We start from the raw sequence: 21404 nt of genomic DNA on the forward strand, positions 1-21404 counted from the left end.
ATGGGTTCTTCCTTGTCCCGTACCCCTGAACTGACGCCCTCTCATTCCACTCTCGTCGAAATCTTGCGGAGCCGGGCCGAGTCGCGGTCCGAACAGCCGCTGTACACCTTCCTGGATGACGCGGGTCAGGAAGACGGGACGCTGAGCTACGCGGGGCTGGACGCACGCGCGCGGCGGATCGCGGTGGCGCTGCGGGCGGTGGCGAAGCCGGGCGAGCGCGTGATGCTGCTGTATCCACCCGGCCTGGAGTACGTGGCGGGGTTCTTCGGGTGCCTCTACGCGGGGCTCATCGCGGTGCCGGCGTACCCGCCGGATCCGATGCGGCTGGAGCGGACGCTGCCGCGCCTGCGGGCGATCATCCAGGACGCGAACGCGACGGTGGTGCTCACCACGTCCGGCATCCTGTCCATGACGGAGTTCGTCTTCGAGCAGGCGCCGGACCTGCGCTCCCTGCACTGGATGGCGACGGACGAGCTTCCCGCGGGTGGGGAGGCGGACTGGACGCCGCCGGCCGTGGACGCCTCGACGCTGGCGTTCCTCCAGTACACGTCCGGGTCCACGGGTTCGCCCAAGGGCGTGATGCTGAGCCACGGCAATCTGGCGCACAACCTGGCGCTGATCACCGACGCGTTCGAGCTGGGCGCCAACAGCTCGGCCGTCATCTGGCTGCCGCCGTACCACGACATGGGGCTCATCGGCGGCATCCTCACGCCGCTGTACGCGACGTTCCACGCGGCGCTGATGTCGCCGCTGACGATGCTCAAGAACCCGCGCGTGTGGCTGGAGGCCATCACCCGCTACAAGGCCACGATCAGCGGCGGGCCGAACTTCGCGTTCGACCTGTGCGTGCGGCGCATCCCGGCGGAGGAGCGGCAGGCGTTGGACCTGAGCTCCTGGCGCGTGGCGTTCACCGGCGCGGAGCCCGTCCGTCCGGCGACGCTGGATCGCTTCGAGCAGGCCTTCGGGCCGCACGGCTTCAAGCGTGAGTTCTTCTTCCCGTGCTACGGCCTGGCGGAGGCGACGCTGCTGGTGTCGGGCGGGCGCGTGGAGGCGCCGCCGGTGCGCTGCGTGCTGGATGCTCCGGCCCTGGAGCAGCGCCGGGCGGTGCTGGTGGACGCGGCGAAGCCGGAGGCGCGCGTCCTGGTGGGCTGCGGCGATGAGCGCCCCGGACACCCCGTGGTCATCGTGGATCCCCAGACGCGCGAGGCGTGCGCGCCCGGTGGCGTGGGGGAGATCTGGGTGCGCGGCCCCAGCGTGGCGCTGGGCTACTGGAACAAGCCGGAGGCGACGGCGGAGGCGTTCCAGGCGCGCGTGAAGGGCACGGACGAAGGCCCGTTCCTGCGCACCGGGGACCTGGGCTTCATGCGGGACGGCGAGCTGTACGTCACCGGCCGGGCCAAGGACCTGATCATCATCCGGGGCCGCAACCACTACCCGCAGGACATCGAGCAGACGGTGGAGGAGAGCCACCCCGCGCTGCGCGCTGGCAGCGTGGCGGCGGTGTCGCTGGAGGTGGCGGGCGAGGAGCGCTTGGTGGTGGTGCAGGAGATCGACCTGCGCAAGGCGGGCAACCTGCGCAAGCAGGTGGACATGGCGGAGGCGGCGGTGAAGGAGATCCGCCAGCGCGTCGCCGAGCGTCACGAGGTGCAGGTGCACGCCGTGGCGCTGATCGAGCCCGGCAGCATCCCGAAGACCTCCAGCGGGAAGATCCAGCGGCACGCGTGCAAGGCGGGGTTCCTCGCGGACGAGCTGCGCACGGTGCTGGTGTGGCGCGAGCCGGGGTTCGAGGAGCCCGAGGAGACGGAAGAGTCGCCGGAGCCCGCCGCGGCGCCGGTCCGTGAGGACGTGCCGGAGGCCGCGCGGGCCACGCTGACGTGGCTGGTGGAGCGCGTGGCGGAGCAGCTGAAGGTTCCGGCGAAGACGGTGGACGTGCGTGAGCCCATCACGCGGTACGGCCTGGATTCGCTGAGCGCGGTGGAGCTGGCGCACACGGTGGAGAAGGGGCTGGGGACCGCGCTGCCCATGGAGCTGCTGCTCCAGGGGCCGAGCCTGGTGGAGCTGGCCCAGCGCATCACGGCGTCGAAGCAGGAGCCGAAGGCGGCGGTGCTCGCGCCGCGTCCGCGAGGGGCCACGCAGCCGCTGTCGTTCGCGCAGCAGCGCCTGTGGTTCCTGGACCGGCTGGAGCAGGGCAGCGCGCTCTACAGCATCCCGGGCGCGGTGCGGCTGGACGGCGCGCTGGACGCGGAGGCGATGCGGCGGAGCCTGGAGGAGATCGTCCGCCGGCACGAGTCGCTGCGCACGACGTTCCGCGAGGAGAACGGCGAGGCGGTGCAGCTCATCCACCCGGCGAAGGCCTTCGAGCTGCCGGTGGTGGACCTGACGGGCTTCGAGGATTCATCGCGCGAGGCGGAAGCGCGGCGGTGCGCCGACGAAGAGGCCGTGCGCCCGTTCGACCTGGGCACGGGCCCGCTGGTGCGCGCGCGGCTGCTGAAGCTGGGTGAAGCGAAGCACGTGCTGCTGGTGACGATGCACCACATCGTCTCCGACGGCTGGTCCATGGGCGTGCTCGTGCGGGAGGTCGCCGCGCTCTACGACGCGTTCCGTGCGGGCCGGGGTTCTCCGCTGCCCGAGCTGCGGGTGCAGTACGCGGACTTCGCGCAGTGGCAGCGGGAGTGGTTGCTGGGCGGGGTGCTGGAGAAGCAGGTCGGCTACTGGAAGCAGCGGCTGGCCGGAGCGCCCGCCGTGCTGGAGCTGCCGACGGACTTCGCGCGTCCCGCGGCGCAGACGTACCGGGGCGCGACGGTGCCGGTGAAGGTGGGCGCGGACCTGAGCAAGGCGCTGGGCGCGCTGGCGAAGCAGGAAGGCGTCACGCCGTACATGCTGCTGCTCGCGGCGTTCCAGGTTTTGCTGGGGCGCTACTCGGGGCAGGAGGACATCTCGGTCGGTTCGCCCATCACGGGCCGGACGCGCGCGGAGACGGAGCGCCTCATCGGCTTCTTCGTCAACACGCTGGTGCTGCGCACGAAGCTGGAGGGCAACCCGTCCTTCCGTGCGCTGCTGGCCCAGGTGAAGGAGACGACGCTGGGCGCGTACGCGCACCAGGACGTGCCGTTCGAGAAGCTGGTGGAACAGCTTCAGCCGCAGCGCAGCCTGAGCCACGCGCCGTTGTTCCAGGTGATGTTCGTGTTGCAGCAGGACGTGCTGCCGCACTTCCGTCTGCCGGGCGTGGAGCTGTCGCCGTACGAGGTCGAGTCGAAGACGGCGAAGTTCGACCTGACGCTCTACCTGACGGAGACGGCGGGCGGGCTGGAAGGGACGCTGGAGTACAACACGGACCTGTTCGCGGAGGCGACGGCGCGGCGGATGACGGAGCACCTGCGGGTGCTGCTGGCGTCGCTGGTCGGGAATCCGGGCGCGCGGCTGTCCGAGCTCTCATTGATGGGAGCGCAGGAGCAGCAGTCGCTGCTGAGGGACGTGTCGGGGACGGACTTCGCGGGCCCGGTTCGCGGGACGATGCAGGCCCTCTTCGAGGCGCAGGTGGCACGCACGCCGGATGCGGCGGCCGTCTACTTCGACGGTCAGGTGCTGACGTACGCGCAGCTGGATGCGCAGGCGAACCAGCTGGCGCACCACTTGCGCGGAATGGGCGTGGGCCCGGACACGCTGGTGGGCGTGAGCCTGGAGCGCACCGCACGGATGGTGGTGGCGCTGCTGGGCGTGCTGAAGGCAGGCGGCGCGTACGTGCCGCTGGATCCGGCGTACCCGCGTGAGCGCCTGGGCTGGATGCTGGAGGACGCGAAGGCCCCGGTGTTGCTGACCCAGCAGAAGCTGCTGGGCGTGCTGCCCGAGCACTCGGCGCAGGCTGTTTGCGTGGACACGGATTGGGCGCTGATCGCGCGGCAGCCGTCCACGTCTGTCGCGACGCGCACGGGCGCGGGGAATCTGGCGTACGTGCTGTACACGTCGGGTTCGACGGGCCGTCCGAAGGGCGTGGCGATTGAACAGCGCAGCGCGGTGGCGTTCCTGCACTGGGCGACGGGGGCCTTCACGCAGCAGCAGTTGGCGGGCGTGCTGGCGGCGACGTCGCTGAACTTCGACCTGTCCGTCTTCGAAGTCTTCGCGCCGCTGAGCAGCGGAGGCGCCGTCATCGTCGCGGAGAACGCGCTGGCGCTGCCGGCGTTGAAGGACGCGAGCCGGGTGACGCTGGTGAACACGGTGCCCTCCGCGATGGCGGAGTTGGTGCGCAGCCAGGGCGTGCCGTCGTCGGTGCGCACGGTGAACCTCGCGGGCGAGCCGCTGCTCAACCGGCTGGCGCAGGCGCTGTACGGCCTGAAGAGCGTGGAGGGCGTCTACAACCTCTACGGCCCGACGGAAGACACGACGTACTCAACGTACTCGCGAGTGGAGAAGGACGCTGCGCGCGAACCGACGATTGGCCGTCCGCTGACGGGCTCGCGGGCGTACGTGCTGGATGCATGGCTGCGTCCGGTGCCGCAAGGCGTGCCGGGCGAGCTGTTCATCGGCGGCGCGGGCCTTGCGCGGGGTTACCTGGCCAAACCTTCGCTGACGGCGGAGCGCTTCGTTCCGAATCCGTTCTCGGCACAGCCGGGCGCGCGGATGTACCGCACCGGTGACCGCGTGCGGTGGCTGGCGACGGGCGAGCTGGAGTACCTGGGCCGCATCGACTTCCAGGTGAAGGTGCGTGGCTTCCGCATCGAGCTGGGTGAGGTGGAGTCGGCGCTGGCCTCGCAGGCGGGCGTGCGCGAGTCGGTGGTGGTGGTGCGTGAAGATGTGCCGGGCGACAAGCGCCTGGTGGCGTATGTGGCGGGCGCGGCGCTCGACACGGCGGAGCTGCGCAAGGGGCTCAAGCAGCGGCTGCCGGAGTACATGGTGCCGTCGGCCTTCGTGGTGCTGGACGCGCTGCCGCTGACTCCGAACGGGAAGGTGGACCGCAAGGCGCTGCCGGTTCCGGAAGGCCAGCCGCAGGGCCAGTACGTGGCGCCTCGCACGGCGACCGAGGCGCAGGTGGCGGAGCTCTTCGCGCAGCTGCTGCGCGTGGAGCGCGTGGGCGCGGAGGATTCGTTCTTCGAACTGGGTGGCCACTCGCTGCTGGCAATGCAGCTGGCTTCCCGGCTGCGCGCTGCCTTCGGCATCGAAGTCCCGCTGCGTTCGCTCTTCGAGCTGAGCACGGTGGCGTCGCTCGCGGCGTTCGTTGAGGGGAAGACGCAGTCGGAAGCCGCGAACCTGCCGCCGCTGAAGCGGGTATCGCGTGAGGGCGTGTTGCCGCTGTCGTTCGCGCAGCAGCGCCTGTGGTTCCTGGACCGGCTGGAGCAGGGCAGCGCGCTCTACAACGTGCCGGGCGCGGTACGGCTGGACGGCGCGCTGGACGTGGAGGCCCTGCGGCGGACGCTCCAGGAGATCGTCGCGCGGCACGAGTCGCTGCGCACGACGTTCCGCGAGGACAACGGTCAGGTGGCGCAGATCATCCACGCCGCGGGCGGGATGGATCTGCCCGTGGTGGACCTGTCGGCCGTGGCCGAAGCGGATCGCGAGGCGGAGACCCAGCGCTGCGTCAACGAGGAGGCCGTGCGTCCGTTCGACCTGGGCGCGGGCCCGCTCTTCCGCGCGCGGTTGCTGAAGCTGGCGGATGCGAAGCACGTCCTGCTGGTGACGATGCACCACATCGTCTCCGACGGCTGGTCCATGGGTGTGCTCGTGCGCGAGATGGGCGCGCTCTACGAGGCGCACTCGCAGGGCCGCGCCATGCCGCTGCCGGAGCTGGCGGTGCAGTACGCGGACTTCGCGCAGTGGCAGCGGGAGTGGCTGCTGGGTGGGGTGCTGGAGAAGCAGGTCGGCTACTGGAAGCAGCAGCTGGCCGGGGCTCCGGCAATGCTGGAGCTGCAGACGGACTTCGCGCGTCCGGCGGTGCAGACGTATTCCGGCGCGACGGTGCCGGTGAAGCTGGGCGCTGACCTGAGCCGCACGCTGAACGCGCTGGCGAAGCAGGAAGGCGTCACGCCGTACATGCTGCTGCTCGCGGCGTTCCAGGTGCTGCTGGCGCGCTACACCGGGCAGGACGACATCTCGGTGGGTTCGCCCATCGCGGGCCGCACGCAGGCGGAGACGGAAGGGCTCATCGGCTTCTTCGTCAACACGCTGGTGCTGCGCACGAAGCTTTCGGGCAACCCGAGCTTCCAGCAGGTGCTCCAGCAGGTGCGTGAGACGACGCTGGGCGCGTACGCGCACCAGGACGTGCCGTTCGAGAAGCTGGTGGAGGAACTCCAGCCGCAGCGCAGCCTGAGCCACTCGCCGCTGTTCCAGGTGATGTTCGCGTTGCAGCAGGACGTGCTGCCGCACCTGAAGCTGTCGGGCATGGAGCTGTCGCCGTACGAGGTGGAGTCGAAGACGGCGAAGTTCGACCTGACGCTCTTCCTCACGGAGACGGCGGGCGGACTGGAAGGGACGCTGGAGTACAACACCGACCTGTTCACGGCGGCGACGGCGCGGCGGATGACGGAGCACCTGCGCGTGCTGCTGGAGTCCGTGGCGGTGCGGCCCATGGCGAAGGTGTTCGACCTGCCGCTGATGGGGGCGCAGGAGAAGCAGACGCTGCTGATGGACGTGTCGGGGACGGACCTGCCGGCCCCGGTGACCGGGACGATGCAGGCGCTCTTCGAGGCGCAGGTTGCGCGCACGCCGGATGCGGCCGCCGTCTACTTCGACGGACAGATGCTGACGTACGCGCAGCTGGAGGCGCAGTCGAACCAGCTGGCTCACCACCTGCGTGGCATGGGCGTGGGCCCGGACATGCTGGTGGGCGTGAGCATGGAGCGCTCCGCACGGATGGTGGTGGCGCTGCTGGGCGTGTTGAAGGCCGGTGGCGCCTACGTGCCGCTGGATCCGGCGTACCCGCAGGATCGTCTGGGCTGGATGCTGGAGGACGCGCAGGCGTCGGTGGTGCTGACGCAGCAGAAGTTGCTGGGCGTGCTGCCCAAGCACTCGGCGCGCAACGTGTTCCTGGATACCGATTGGGAGAGCATCTCCAAGAACCCTGTTTCGCGTGTCGATGCGCGCACGGGCCTGAGGAATCTGGCGTACGTGCTGTACACGTCGGGTTCGACGGGCCGTCCGAAGGGCGTGGCGATTGAACAGCGCAGCGTGGTGGCCTTCCTGCACTGGGCGACGACGTTCTTCACGCCGCAGCAGCTGTCGGGCATGTTGGCTTCGACGTCGCTGAACTTCGACATCTCGGTGTTTGAAGTCTTCGCGCCGCTGAGCATCGGTGGTTCCGTCATCGTCGCGGAGAACGCACTGGCGCTCCCGACGATGAAGGACGCGAGCCGGGTGACGCTGGTGAACACGGTGCCCTCCGCGATGGCGGAGCTGCTGCGCAGCCAGGGCGTTCCGGACACGGTGCGCACGGTGAACCTCGCCGGTGAGCCGCTGCTGAACCGGCTGGCGCAGGCCGTCTACGGGCTGAAGAACGTGGACGCCGTCTACAACTTCTACGGCCCGACGGAAGACACGACGTATTCGACGTACTTGCGAGTGGAGAAGGGCGCGACGCGGGAGCCGACGGTGGGCCGTCTCCTGACGGGCTCGCGGGGGTACGTGCTGGATGCATGGCTGCGTCCGGTGCCGCAGGGCGTGCCGGGCGAGTTGTACATCGCGGGTGCGGGCCTCTCGCGAGGCTACCTGGCGAAGCCTGCTCTGACGGCGGAGAGGTACGTCCCCAACCCGTTCAGCGACGAGCCCGGCGCGCGGATGTACCGCACGGGCGACCGCATCCGCTGGTTGCCGAACGGCGAGCTGGAGTACCTGGGCCGCTTCGACTTCCAGGTGAAGGTGCGTGGTTTCCGCATCGAGCTGGGTGAAGTGCAGTCGGTGCTGTCCACGCAGCCTGGCGTGCGCGAGTCCGTGGTGGTGGTGCGCGAGGACGTGCCGGGCGACAAGCGCTTGGTGGCATACGTCGCGGGCGCGACGCTGGACGTGGCGGAGCTGCGCAAGGGCCTGAAGGCGCGGCTGCCGGAGTACATGGTGCCGTCGGCGTTCGTGGTGCTGAACGCGCTGCCGCTGAATCCGAACGGGAAGGTGGACCGCAAGGCACTGCCGGTGCCGGAGGCCCAGACGGCGCAGGGCCAGTACGTGGCGCCGCGCACGGCGACGGAAGAGCAGGTCGCGACGCTCTTCGCGCAGCTGCTGCGCGTGGAGCGCGTGGGCGCGGAGGACTCGTTCTTCGAGCTGGGTGGTCACTCGCTGCTGGCGATGCAGCTGGTCTCCCGGCTGCGCACGGCCTTCGGCGTCGAGGTCCCGCTGCGTTCGCTCTTCGATCTGAGCACGGTGGCTTCGCTCTCGGCGTTCGTGGATACGGCCGTGTCTGGCCGTGATGCGTCCAAGGCCCCGGCGATCACGCCGAGGCCCCGGGCTGCCACGGAGTCGCTGTCGTTCGCGCAGCAGCGTCTGTGGTTCCTGGACCAGCTGGAGCAGGGCAGCGCCTTCTACAACGTGGCGGGCGCTGTGAAGCTGGAGGGCGCGCTGCATGTGGAAGCCATGCGGCGGAGCCTGGAGGAGATCGTCCGCCGGCATGAGTCGCTGCGCACGACCTTCCGCGATGAGAACGGTCAGGCGGTGCAGGTCATCCACCCGGCGAAGGCCTTCGAGCTGCCGGTGGTGGACCTCTCCGGTGCACAGGACACGGAAGCGCGACGGCTGGCGGGTGAAGAGGCCGCGCGCCCGTTCGATCTGGGCACGGGTCCGCTCTTCCGCGCGAAGCTGCTCAAGCAGGGTGAGGCGAAGCACGTGCTGCTGGTGACGATGCACCACATCGTCTCCGACGGCTGGTCCATGGGCGTGCTCGTGCGTGAGGTCGCCGCGCTCTACGAGGCCCAGGTCCTCAACCAGAAGTCCCCGCTGCCGGAGCTGGCGGTGCAATACGCGGACTTCGCGCAGTGGCAGCGGGAGTGGCTGCTGGGCGGAGTGCTGGAGAAGCAGGTCGGCTACTGGAAGCAGCAGCTGGCCGGGGCTCCGGCGGTGCTGGAGCTGCCGACGGACTTCGCGCGTCCCGCGGTGCAGACGTACCGCGGCGCAACGATGCCGGTGAAGCTGGGCGCGGACTTGAGCCGCACGCTGAACGCGCTGGCGAAGCAGGAAGGCGTCACGCCGTACCAGCTGCTGCTGGCCGCGTTCCAGGTGCTGCTGTCCCGCTACAGCGGGCAGGACGACATCTCGGTGGGCTCGCCCATCGCGGGCCGGACGCAGGCGGAGACGGAGGGCCTCATCGGCTTCTTCGTCAACACGCTGGTGCTGCGCACGAAGCTTTCGGGCAACCCGAGCTTCCAGCAGGTCCTCCAGCAGGTGCGTGAGACGACGCTGGGCGCGTACGCGCACCAGGACGTGCCGTTCGAGAAGCTGGTGGAAGAACTCCAGCCGCAGCGCAGCCTGAGCCATGCGCCGCTGTTCCAGGTGATGTTCGCGCTGCAACAGGACGTGCTGCCGCACCTGAAGCTGTCGGGCGTGGAGCTGTCGCCGTACGAGGTGGAAGCGAAGTCGTCGAAGTTCGACCTGACGCTGTCGTTGACGGAGACGGCGGGCGGGCTGGAAGGGACGCTCGAGTACAATACGGACCTGTTCGCGGAGGCGACGGCGCGGCGGATGACGGAGCACCTGCGCGTGCTGCTGGAGTCCGTGGCGGTGCGGCCCATGGCCAAGCTGTCCCAGCTCGCACTGATGGGCGAGCAGGAGCGTCACCAGGTGCTGGTGGCGTGGAACGACACGCACGGCGAGGTCGCTGGCGACGTGACGTTCCCGGCGCTCTTCGAGGCCCAGGTGCGTCGCGCGCCGGGCTCGGAAGCGTTGGTGTTCGAGGATGCCTCGCTGACGTACGCGCAGCTGGACGCGCGGGCGAACCAGCTGGCGCACCACCTGCGCACGCTGGGCGTCGGGCCCGAGGTCCGCGTGGCGCTCTGCGTGGAGCGTTCGCTGGACCTGGCGGTGGCGATGCTCGGCATCCAGAAGGCCGGTGGCGCCTTCGTGCCGTTGGATCCGTCCTACCCGCGTGAGCGCCTGTCCTTCATGCTGGAGGACAGCGGCGCGCCCGTGCTGGTGACGCAGGATTCGCTGAGCCAGCAGCTGCCCTCCGACGGCCTGCGCGTGGTGCGCATGGACCTGGAGGCGGCGCACCTCCAGACGCTGCCGGCCACCGCTCCGGCCTCCGTCGCGAACGCCGACACCCTGGCGTACGTCATCTACACGTCGGGCAGCACGGGGCGTCCCAAGGGCACGCTCCTGCCGCACCGGGGCCTCAACAACACCGCCCGGCAGGCCGCCGCGGCGAAGGGCCTGGGCACGGGCCGCCGCGCGTTGCAGTACGCGGCGTCCAGCTTCGACGCCAGCGTGTGGGAGGTGTTCAGCACGCTCGTGTCGGGGGCCACGCTGGTGCTCGCGCCGCGCGATCGGCTGCTGCCGGATGAGCCGCTGCGCACGCTGCTGAAGTCGCAGCGCATCACCACCGTGACGCTGACGCCGTCGGTGCTCGCGCAGCTGAGCACGGACGGGCTGGACGGCCTGTCCACCATCGTCTCCGCCGGTGAGGCGCTGAGCGTGGAGATGGCTCGCAAGTGGGGGCAGGGGAGGACGCTGATCAACGCGTACGGCCCCACCGAGACCACGGTCTGCGCGACCCTCACGCACGGCGGTGTCCGCGCGGAGCGCCTGACCATCGGCAAGCCGCTGGCGAACGTGCAGGTGTACGTGCTGGATGCCCTGCACCACCCGGTGCCCGTGGGCGTGGCCGGTGAGCTGTACGTCGCGGGCGAAGGCCTCGCACGCGGCTACCAGGGCCGGCCGGACATGACGGCGGAGAAGTTCATCCCCAACCCGTTCAGCCAGGAGCCCGGCGCGCGGCTGTACCGCACCGGTGACCGCGTGCGCTGGCTGGCGGACGGCGAGCTGGAATACCTGGGCCGCATCGACCACCAGGTGAAGGTGCGTGGCTTCCGCATCGAGTTGGGTGAAATCGAGGCCGTGCTGCTGCGCCACGCGGACGTGCGCGAGGCGGCGGTCGTCGTGCGCGAGGACGTCCCGGGCGATAAGCGCCTCGTCGGCTACGTCGTGCCACAGCCGGCCCGGACGGTGGACGCAGCCTCGCTGCGCAAGCACCTGAAGGACGGCGTGCCGGAGTACATGGTGCCGTCGGCCTTCGTGGTGCTGGATGCATTGCCGATGACGCCCGCCGGCAAGGTGGACCGCAAGGCACTGCCGGCTCCCACGGGCGCGCTCACGCGTCCCGACGCCTACGTGGCCCCGCGCACCCCGACGGAAGTGCGCGTGGCGGTCCTCTTCGCGCGCGTGCTCACCGTGGAGCGCGTGGGCGCGGAGGATTCGTTCTTCGAACTGGGCGGCCACTCGCTGATGGCCACCCAGCTGGTGTCGCGCCTGCGTGGCGAGTTCCAGGTGGAGCTGCCCCTGCGCGCGCTCTTCGAGTCCCCGACCGTGGCCGCCCTGGCCGCCCGCGTGGACGAGGCCACTGGCGCCGAGCGGAAGTTCAAGACGCCGCCGCTCAAGCCCGCGTCCCGCGAGGGCTCGCTGCCGCTGTCGTTCGACCAGGAGCGCCTCTGGCTCTTCGAGCAGCTCACGCCGGGCACGCCCATCTACAACGTGCCCAGCGCGGCCCGCCTGAGCGGCGACCTGGACGTCGAGGTGCTCCGCCGCGGCCTGGAGGAGATCGTCCGGCGCCACGAAGCGCTGCGCACCGCCTTCCACCAGGATGCTTCCGGCGCGCCCGTGCAGGTCGTCCTGCCGGCGAAGCCGTTCGTGCTGCCCCTGGTGGACCTGTCCTCGCTGCCCGCCGACCAGGCGGAGGCCGAGGCCCGGAAGCACCTGAACGCGGAGGCCGCCCGGCCGTTCGACCTCGTGCAGGGCCCGCTCCTGCGCGCGCAACTCCTGAAGCTGAACGCTCGAGAGCACGTGCTGTGCCTCGCCATGCACCACATCGTGGTGGATGGCTGGGCCGTGGGCGTGTTCATGCACGAGCTCCAGGCGCTCTACACCGCGTTCTCGCGCGGTGAGGCCTCGCCGCTGCCCGCGCTGCCCGTGCAGTACGCGGACTACACCCTCTGGCACCGCCAGTGGCTGAGCGGCGACGTGCTGGAGCAGCAGATCGCCTGGTGGAAGCAGCAGCTGGCCGGAGCGCCCCGCATCGCGCTGCGCACGGATGCGCCGCGTCCCGCCGGGGATCGCTTCCACGGTGACAGCCGCCGCTTCCACCTGTCCCCGGACCTCACGTCCCGCATCGAGGCGTTGGGACGAGGGGAGGGCGCCACGCTGTTCATGGTGCTGCTCGCCGCGTTCGACGCGCTCCTGCACCGCCGCACCGGCCAGGACGACATCGTCGTGGGCACGGACATCGCGAACCGGGCCCGCGAGGAGCTGGAGTCCCTGGTCGGCTTCTTCACCAACCAGTTGGTCCTGCGCACGCAGGTGACGGACGACCTGTCGTTCCGCGCGCTGCTGGAGCGCGTGCGCAAGGGGACCCTGGACGCCTACGAGCACCAGGACCTGCCCTTCGGCACCCTGGTGCAGGCGCTCAAGCCGCCGCGCGAGCCGGGTGGGCAGCTCTTCAACGTGAAGTTCGTGCTGGAGAACGCGCCGCTGCCGGCGCTCCAGCTCCCGGGCCTGGAGCTGAGCCTGCTGGACGCGGAGACGAACGGGACCGCCAAGTGGGACCTGCTCGTCGTCGTCTTCCCGTGGCAGGGCGGGCTCACCGTCACGGTGGAGCACAACACGGACGTGATCGACCGCGCGTCGGCGGAGCGGCTGTTCGCCCACTTCGAGTCGCTGCTGCGCGCCGTGGTGGACAACCCCGAGCGCCGCATCGGAACGCTGCCGCTGCTCACGCCGGATGAGCGCCACACGCTCGCCGCGTGGAACGACCGCGCCCGCACGTACCCGCACGGTCAGCCCGTGTCGCGCGTCTTCGAGGCGCAGGCCGCCCGCGCGCCTGACGCGGTCGCCGTGAGCTTCGAGGGTGACACGCTCACCGCCGGCCAGCTCAACGCGCGCGCCAACCAGCTCGCGCACCACCTGCGCGCCCTGGGCGTCAGGCCGGGCAAGCGCGTGGGCGTGTCCCTGGAGCGCTCGCTGGACCTCGTGGTGGCGGTGCTGGGCATCGCCAAGGCGGGCGGCGCGTACGTGCCGCTCGACCCCAGCTTCCCCACCGAGCGCATCTCGATGCTCATCGAGGACGCGGGCCTGTCCGCGCTCGTGAGCGTCTCCGCGATCGCGGACGAGCTGCCCGCGCAGTGGCTCCAGGTGGTCTGCCTGGATGACGACGCGGCCGCGCTCGCGAAGCGCTCGGATGCGAACCTCGACACCGCCCCGGACGGCGAGGATGAGCTGTACGTCCTCTACACCTCCGGCTCCACGGGCCGCCCCAAGGGCGTGTCCGTGCCCCACCGCGCCGTGGTGCGCCTGGTGTGCGGCCCGGAGTGGGTCAGCCTGATGCCGAAGGACGTATTCCTCCAGTTGGCGCCGCTCGCGTTCGACGCGTCCACCTTGGAGCTGTGGGGCGCGATGCTCAACGGCGCGAAGCTCGCCGTGTTCCCGCCGCGCGCGCCCACCCTGGACGAACTGGGGGAGGTCATCACCCGCGAGGGCGTGAGCACCCTGTGGCTCACCGCGGGTCTGTTCCACCAGATGGTGGACGGCAACCTGGACGGCCTGCGTCCCGTGCGCCAGCTGCTGGCGGGCGGTGACGTGCTGTCCCCCGCGCACGTGCTGCGCGTGATGGAGCAGCTGCCCGGCTGCCGTGTCATCAACGGCTACGGCCCCACGGAGAACACGACGTTCACCGCGTGCTACCCGGTGGAGGACGCGCGCGCGCTGGGCATCTCCGTGCCCATCGGCCGTCCCATCAACGGCACGCGCGTGCACGTCCTCAACGCGTCCCTGGAGCCCGTGCCCCTGGGTGCCCCCGGCGAGCTGTTCGCGGGCGGCGACGGCCTGGCGCACGGCTACCTGAACCAGCCGGCGCTCACGGCGGAGAAGTTCATCCCGGATCCGTTCAGCCCCGTGCCGGGCGCGCGGCTGTACCGCACCGGCGACCTGGTCCGCTTCCGCGCGGACGGCGCCCTGGAGTTCCTGGGCCGCATCGATCAGCAGGTGAAGGTGCGCGGCTTCCGCATCGAGCCGGGAGAGATCGAGACCGTGCTGCGCGGACACCCGTCCGTGCTCGACGTCACCGTGGCCGTGCAGGAGGTCGCGGGCGAGAAGGCCCTGGTGGCCTACGTCGTCACGGAAGAGGGCGCGGAGCCGCTGGGCGTGGACACGATGCGTTCGTTCCTCCACGACAAGCTGCCCGCGTACATGGTGCCCACGGCGCTGATGGCGCTGGACGCGCTGCCGCTCACGCCCAACGGCAAGGTGGACCGCCGCGCGCTGCCCGTGCCCGGCAGCGAGCGTCCGCAGATGGCCACCGAGTACGCCGCGCCCCGCACCGCGGAGGAGACCGCGCTGTGCGAGGTGTGGGCGGACGTGCTGGGCGTGGAGCGCGTCGGCATCGACGACAGCTTCTACGACCTGGGTGGTGACTCCATCCGCAGCATCCAGCTCATCGCGAAGCTGCGCGAGCGCGGCCTGGATCTGCCCATGGTGGAGCTGCTGCGCCAGCCCACCATCCGCGCGCTGGGGAACCTGGTGCACGCGGCCCCGGCGAAGGGAGCGGCCCAGGCCGTCCCGGGCTCGGAGCCCTTCAGCCTGCTGTCCGACGCGGACCGCGCGCGGCTGCCCTCGGACGTGGAGGATGCGTACCCGGTGGCCGTGCTCCAGGCCGGCATGCTCTTCCAGAGCGAGCTGGACCAAGCGTCCGGCATGTACCACGACGCCACCAGCTACCACCTGGAGATGGCGCTCGACGAAGCGAAGCTGCACCAGCTGCTGGCCGAGCTGGCCCGGCGCCACGCCATCCTGCGCACCTCGTTCGACCTCACCGGGTACGAGCAGCCGTTGCAGTTCGTGCACCGCGAGGCCCAGGTGCCGCTCGTCATCCACGACGTGCGCCACGTGCCCGCCGCGGAGCAGGACGCGCTCTTGCGCAAGCTGGTGGAGGAGGACCGCTGCCGTCCGTTCGACTGGAGCCGGGCGCCGCTGCTGCGCTTCGCGATCTACCGCCGCACGGACAAGACGCTCCAGTTCTCGCTCATCTTCCACCACGCCATCCTGGATGGTTGGAGCCTCGCGACGCTGCTGTCGGAGCTGTTCCGCGGCTACGTGAACCTGCTGCGCGGCACGCCCGCCTCGGAGGCGGCGCCGCTGGCCGTCACCTACCGCCAGTTCGTCGCGCTGGAGCACCAGTCGCTCACCGGCGGCGAGGGCGAGCGCTTCTGGAAGTCGCGCCTCGCGGAAGTGGACCGTCCGGCGCCCCGCGCGCCGCTGCCCGCTGGCCAGGAGCCGGTGCTGAGCATGCGGCAGCTGGACGTGCCCGCGTCGCTCCAGGAAGGGCTGCAGCGCGTGGCGCAGGCGGCCGGTGTGCCGCTCAAGACCGTGCTGCTGGCGGCGCACCTGCGCGTGCGCGCGCTGATGGAGGGACAGCGCTCGGTGGTGACGGGCGTGGTCTCCAACGGCCGTCCGGAGACGGCCGACAGTGAGCGGATGGTGGGCCTGTTCCTCAACAGCATCCCGTTCCCGGTGACGCTGGAGGACGGCACGTGGCTGGACCTGGTGCGCCAGGTCTCCAAGGCGGACGGCGACATCTGGCCGCACCGCCGCTACCCCATGGGCCGGTTGCAGCAGCAGCTGGGTGGCCAGCGGCTGTTCGACACCATCTTCAACTTCGTCCACTTCCACGTGGCCGGAGGCCTGTCGCAGCTCGAAGGCGTGCGCCTGTTGGAAGAGACGCCGTCCACCGCGTGGATGGAGCTTCCGCTGAGCACGCTGTTCCTCCAGCGCCCGGACACCGGCGCGCTGATGCTCGTGCTGCGCACCAACGGCACGCAGCGCGACGCGGACCAGACGGAGGCGCTGGCGGGCTACTACTTCCGCGCCCTCGAAGCGATGGCCGCCAACCCCCAGGCGCGTCACGAACACGCGCCGCTGCTGCCCGATGCGGAGCGCCAGAAGCTGCTGGTGGAGTGGAACGCCACGGGCACGGCGTCCGCAGGCGACGCTTTCGTCCATGAGCGCTTCGCTGTCCACGCGGCCCGCACGCCGGACGCCGTGGCGGTGGTCTGCGACGACGGCCAGCTCACCTACGGGGAGCTGAACCGCAGGGCCAACCAGCTCGCGCACTGGCTGCGCGCGCGCGGCGTAGGGCCGGATGCGCGCGTGGGCCTGCTCACCGAGCGCACCCCGGACGCCATCGTCGGCATGCTGGGCATCCTCAAGGCCGGCGGCGCGTACGTCCCGCTGGATCCGTCGCACCCGCCGGAGCGCCTGCGCACGGTGCTGGAGGACGCGGCGGCTTCACTCGTCGTCACCCAGGCCTCGCTCGCCGCGCACGTGGCGGACGCCTCCAAGGGACACGTGTGCCTGGACTCCGACGCGGGCCTGCTCTCGCACGAGCGTGAGGACGACCCGAAGCGCCTGGGCGACGCGGGCTCGCTGGCCTACGTCATCTTCACGTCCGGCTCCACGGGCCGCCCCAAGGGCGTGGCCATCGAGCACCGGCAGCTCAACCACTACGTGGAGGGCGTGACGCTCCGGCTGGAGCTGCCCCCGGCGGCGAGCTTCGCGTCGGTGTCCACGCTGGCCGCGGACCTGGGCCACACCGCCGTCTTCCCGACGCTGAGCGGCGGCGGCACGCTGCACCTCATCTCCCGCGACCGGGCCTCCGACCCGGCCGCGCTGGGCGACTACTTCCAGCGCCACGCGGTGGACTGCCTGAAGATCGTCCCCTCGCACCTGACGGCACTCCTGTCGTCGCCGTCGCCTGAGCGCGTCCTGCCGCGCAAGCGGCTGGTGTTGGGCGGCGAGGCCTCCGACCCGGCGCTCGTGGCGCGCGTGCACGCGCTGGTGCCCGGCCTGGAAGTGTTCAACCACTACGGCCCCACCGAGACGACGGTCGGCGTGCTGACGTGGAAGGTGGAGCGGGGCACGCAGCTGTCCGCCACGGCCTCTGTGCCGCTGGGCCGGCCGCTGCCCAACGCGCGGATGTACGTGCTGGACGCGGCCCTGCAGCCCGTCCCCGTGGGCGTGCCCGGCGAGCTGTTCATCGGCGGCGCGGGCGTGGCCCGGGGCTACCTGGGACAGCCCGGTCTCACCATGGAGCGCTTCCTGGCGGATCCGTTCCACCCGGAGCCCGGCGCGCGCGTGTACCGCACGGGCGACCGCGTGCGCTACCTGCCGGACGGCGCGCTGGAGTTCCTGGGCCGCGTCGACTTCCAGGTGAAGGTGCGCGGCTTCCGCATCGAGCTGCCTGAAATCGAAGCCGCGATGAGCGGCCTGCCCGGCGTCGCGGAGGTCGTCGTGCTGGCGCGCGAGGACGTGCCGGGCGACAAGCGCCTGGTGGCCTACGTCGTCGCGGTGCCCGGCCACACGCTGGAGGCCGGTGCGCTGCGCCAGGGCCTCAAGACGCGGCTGCCGGACTACATGGTGCCGTCCGCCTTCGTCATGCTGGCCGCGCTGCCGCTCACGTCCAACGGCAAGGTGGACCGCCGGGCGCTGCCCGCGCCGGAGCAGGAGACCGAGGCCGGCCGCGCCTACGTGGCGCCGCGCACTCCCACCGAGGAGCTGATCGCCGGACTGTGGTCGAAGCTGCTGGGCGTGGAGCGCGTGGGCGTGAAGGACGACTTCTTCGCGCTCGGCGGCCACTCGCTGCTGGCGACGCAGATGATCTCCCGCATCCGCGGCGCCTTCCGCGTGGAGCTGCCCCTGCGCGCGCTCTTCGAGGCGACCACGGTGGAGACGCTCGCGGCCCGCGTGGACGAGGCCGTCCGCCAGGGCTTCGGCCTGGAGGCACCGGCCATCGTGCCGCTGTCGCGCGAACACACGCTGCCGCTGTCGTTCGCGCAGCAGCGCCTGTGGTTCCTGGATCAGCTGGAGCCGGACAGCGCGTTCTACAACATCGCCGCGCCGGTGATGCTGGACGGCGCGTTGGAAGTCGCCCCGCTGGAGCAGGCCTTCACGGAGCTGGTGCGCCGGCACGAAGTGCTGCGCACCACCTTCCGCGCGGAGGGTGGCAACCCGATTCAGGTCGTCCACGCGGCGGCCCCCATGCCGCTGCCGCTCGTGGACCTCACGCACCTGCCGGAAGCGGAGCGCGAGGCGAAGGCGCAGCGGCTGGCGGACGAGGACGCGGGCCGGCCCTTCAACCTGGCCACGGGCCCGCTCTTGCGCGCCACGCTGGTGCGCATCTCGGACGTGCGCCACATGCTGCTGCTCACGGTGCACCACATCGTGTCCGACGGCTGGTCGCGCGGCGTGCTCGTGCGCGAAGTGGCCGCGCTCTACGAGGCCTTCCGCCAGGGCAAGCCGTCGCCGCTGCCGGAGCTGCCGGTGCAGTACGCGGACTACTCGGGCTGGCAGCGCGGCTGGCTCCAGGGCGACGTGCTGAAGAAGCAGGTCGGCTACTGGAAGCAGCAGCTGACCGGCGCGCCCTCCGCGCTGGAATTGCCCACGGACTTCCCGCGCCCGGCGGTGCAGACCTACCGCGGTGAGACGCTGCCGTTCACGCTGCCGCGCGAGCTGTCGGAGTCCCTGCGCGCGCTGGCGCTGAAGGAAGGCGTCACGCCGTACATGCTGCTGCTCACCGCGTGGCAGGTGCTGCTGGCACGCCACGCGGGCCAGGACGACGTCACGGTGGGTTCGCCCGTGGCCGGCCGTGGCCGCCTGGAGACCGAAGGCCTCATCGGCTTCTTCATCAACACGCTCGTGCTGCGCACTCGGCTGGAAGGGGACCCCTCGTTCCGCCAGGTGCTCGCGCGGGTGCGGGAGTCGGTGCTGGGCGCGCACGCGCACCAGGAAGTGCCGTTCGAGAAGCTGGTGGAGGAGCTGCAGCCGGTGCGCGACACCAGCCGCTCGCCGCTCTTCCAGGTGTGGTTCGTGCTGCACCAGGAGCTGGCGGCGAAGCTGTCCGTGCCGGGCCTCACGCTGAGCGCCTACGAAGCGGAAGCGCGCACCGCGAAGTTCGACCTGGCCCTGTCCATGCTGGACGCGGCGGACGGCTTCGTGGGCCGCCTGGAGTTCAACTCCGACCTGTTCGCCCGTGCGACGGCGGAGCGGATGATGGCGCGCCTGCACGTGCTGCTGGAAGGCATCGTCGCCCGGCCCGCGGCGCCCGTGGGAGAGCTGCCCCTGCTGTCCGCCGAGGAGCGGCAGCAGGTGCTGGTGGGCTGGAACAGCGTGCGCGCGGAGCTGCCGCGCGAGGCCACCATCCACTCGCTCATCGAAGCGCATGCGGAAGGCACGCCGGACGCGGTGGCCCTCGTGTACGAGGACCAGTCGCTCACGTACGCGGAGCTGGACGTGAAGGCGAACCAGCTGGCGCACCACCTGCGCCGCCGGTACGTCGGGCGCGAGGTGCGCGTGGCGCTCTGCCTGGAGCGCTCGCTGGATCTCGTGGTGGGCATGCTCGGCATCCTCAAGGCCGGTGGCGCGTTCATCCCGCTGGATCCGTCGTACCCCGTGGATCGGCTCGACTACATGCTGTCGGACTCGGGCGCGCCGGTGCTGGTGACGCAGGAGTCGCTGATGGACTCGCTGCCCACGGACGGCCGCCTCACCATCCAACTGGACATGGACGTGGACGCCATCGAGCGGATGCCGGAGGAGGCGCCGCGCTCGGGCGTGTCGGCCCACAACCTGGCGTACATCATCTACACGTCCGGCTCGACGGGCCGCCCCAAGGGCACGCTGCTCCAGCACGAGGGCCTGGTGAACACGGCCCTGCGCGCCGCCGCCGCGAAGCGGGTGGGACCGGGCAGCCGCGTGTTGCAGTACGCGGCGTCCAGCTTCGATGCCAGCGTCTGGGAGATCTTCAGCACCCTGGCCGCGGGCGCCACGCTGGTGCTCGCGCCGCGCGACCGGCTGCTGCCGGATGAGCCGCTGCGCACGCTGCTGACGGAGCAGGGCATCACCACCGCCACGCTGACGCCGTCCGTGCTCGCGAACCTGAGCACGGAAGGGCTGGAGGGACTGCGCAGCATCGTCTCCGCCGGTGAGGCGCTGAGCGTGGAGCTGGCGCGCAAGTGGGGCGCGGGGCGCTTGATGATCAACGCCTACGGCCCCACGGAGGCCACGGTCTGCGCGACGCTGACCGAGGGCGGCGTGAACCCCGAGCGGCTCACGATTGGCAAGCCGTGGGCGAACGCGCAGGTGTACGTGCTGGACGCGGCCTGGCGTCCGGTGCCGGTGGGCGTGGGCGGTGAGCTGTACATCGGCGGCGTGGGTCTGGCGCGCGGCTACCAGGGCCGGCCGGACCTGACGGCGGAGAAGTTCGTCCCGCATCCGTTCAGCTCCGACGCGGGCGCGCGGCTGTACCGCACGGGTGACCGCGTGCGCTGGCTGGCGACGGGCGAGCTGGAGTACCTGGGCCGCATCGACTTCCAGGTGAAGGTGCGTGGCTTCCGCATCGAGCTGGGCGAAGTGGAGTCCGTGCTGCTGCACCACACGGAGGTCCGTGAGGCGGCGGTCGTCGTGCGCGAGGACGTGCCGGGCGACAAGCGCCTGGTGGCGTACGTCGTCGCGCAGGAGGACAGCGAGCTGGACGTCACGGAGCTGCGCCGTCACCTGAAGGGCGAGGTGCCGGAGTACATGGTGCCGTCCGCCTTCGTGGTGCTGGAGGCGCTGCCGATGACGCCCGCGGGCAAGGTGGACCGCAAGGCCCTGCCCGCGCCGTCCGACGCCCGCACGGAGCGCAGCGAGGCGGAGTTCGCCGCGCCGCGCACGCCGACGGAGGAGATGCTCGCCACGGTCTGGACGGAGATCCTGGACGTGAAGCGGGTAGGGGTGCGCGACAACTTCTTCGAGCTGGGCGGGCACTCGCTGCTGGCCACGCAGGTCGCCTCGCGCATCCGCGAAGCGTTCGGCGTGGAGCTGCCGCTGCGCGCGCTGTTCGAGGCGCCCACCATCGCGGACCTCGCCCAGCGCGTGGATGGGGCCGTGCGTTCGGAGCAGGGACTCCAGGCGCCGCCCATCGTGCCGCTGCCGCGCGAGGGTTCGCTGCCGCTGGGTCTTGCCCAACAGCGGCTGTGGTTCCTGGATCAGATGGAGCCGGACAGCGCGTTCTACAACATCGTGCTGCCCGTCCGTCTGGAGGGTGAGCTGGACCTGGGCGTGCTGGAGCGGACCTTCACGGAGCTGGTGCGGCGGCATGAATCGCTGCGCACCACGTTCCACGCGGAAGGCGACCAGCCCGTGCAGCGCATCCACGCGCCCGCGCCTGCGTCGCTCAACGTCGTGGACCTGAGCAGCCT

At 71.1% G+C, this 21404-nt stretch carries 1 protein-coding gene (only partly in view); it reads left to right on the plus strand.

The features are described 5' to 3' along the window. A protein-coding gene (locus D7W81_RS06345; RefSeq protein ID WP_120554421.1) for a non-ribosomal peptide synthetase crosses the window boundary here: on the plus strand, positions 1-21404 show its 5' portion. It continues 10114 nt past the right edge of the window; only the first 21404 of its 31518 coding nucleotides appear in the window; its start codon is at positions 1-3; its stop codon lies beyond the right edge, outside the window.

This window comes from Corallococcus aberystwythensis (assembly GCF_003612165.1).
Classification (GTDB): Bacteria; Myxococcota; Myxococcia; order Myxococcales; family Myxococcaceae; genus Corallococcus; species Corallococcus aberystwythensis.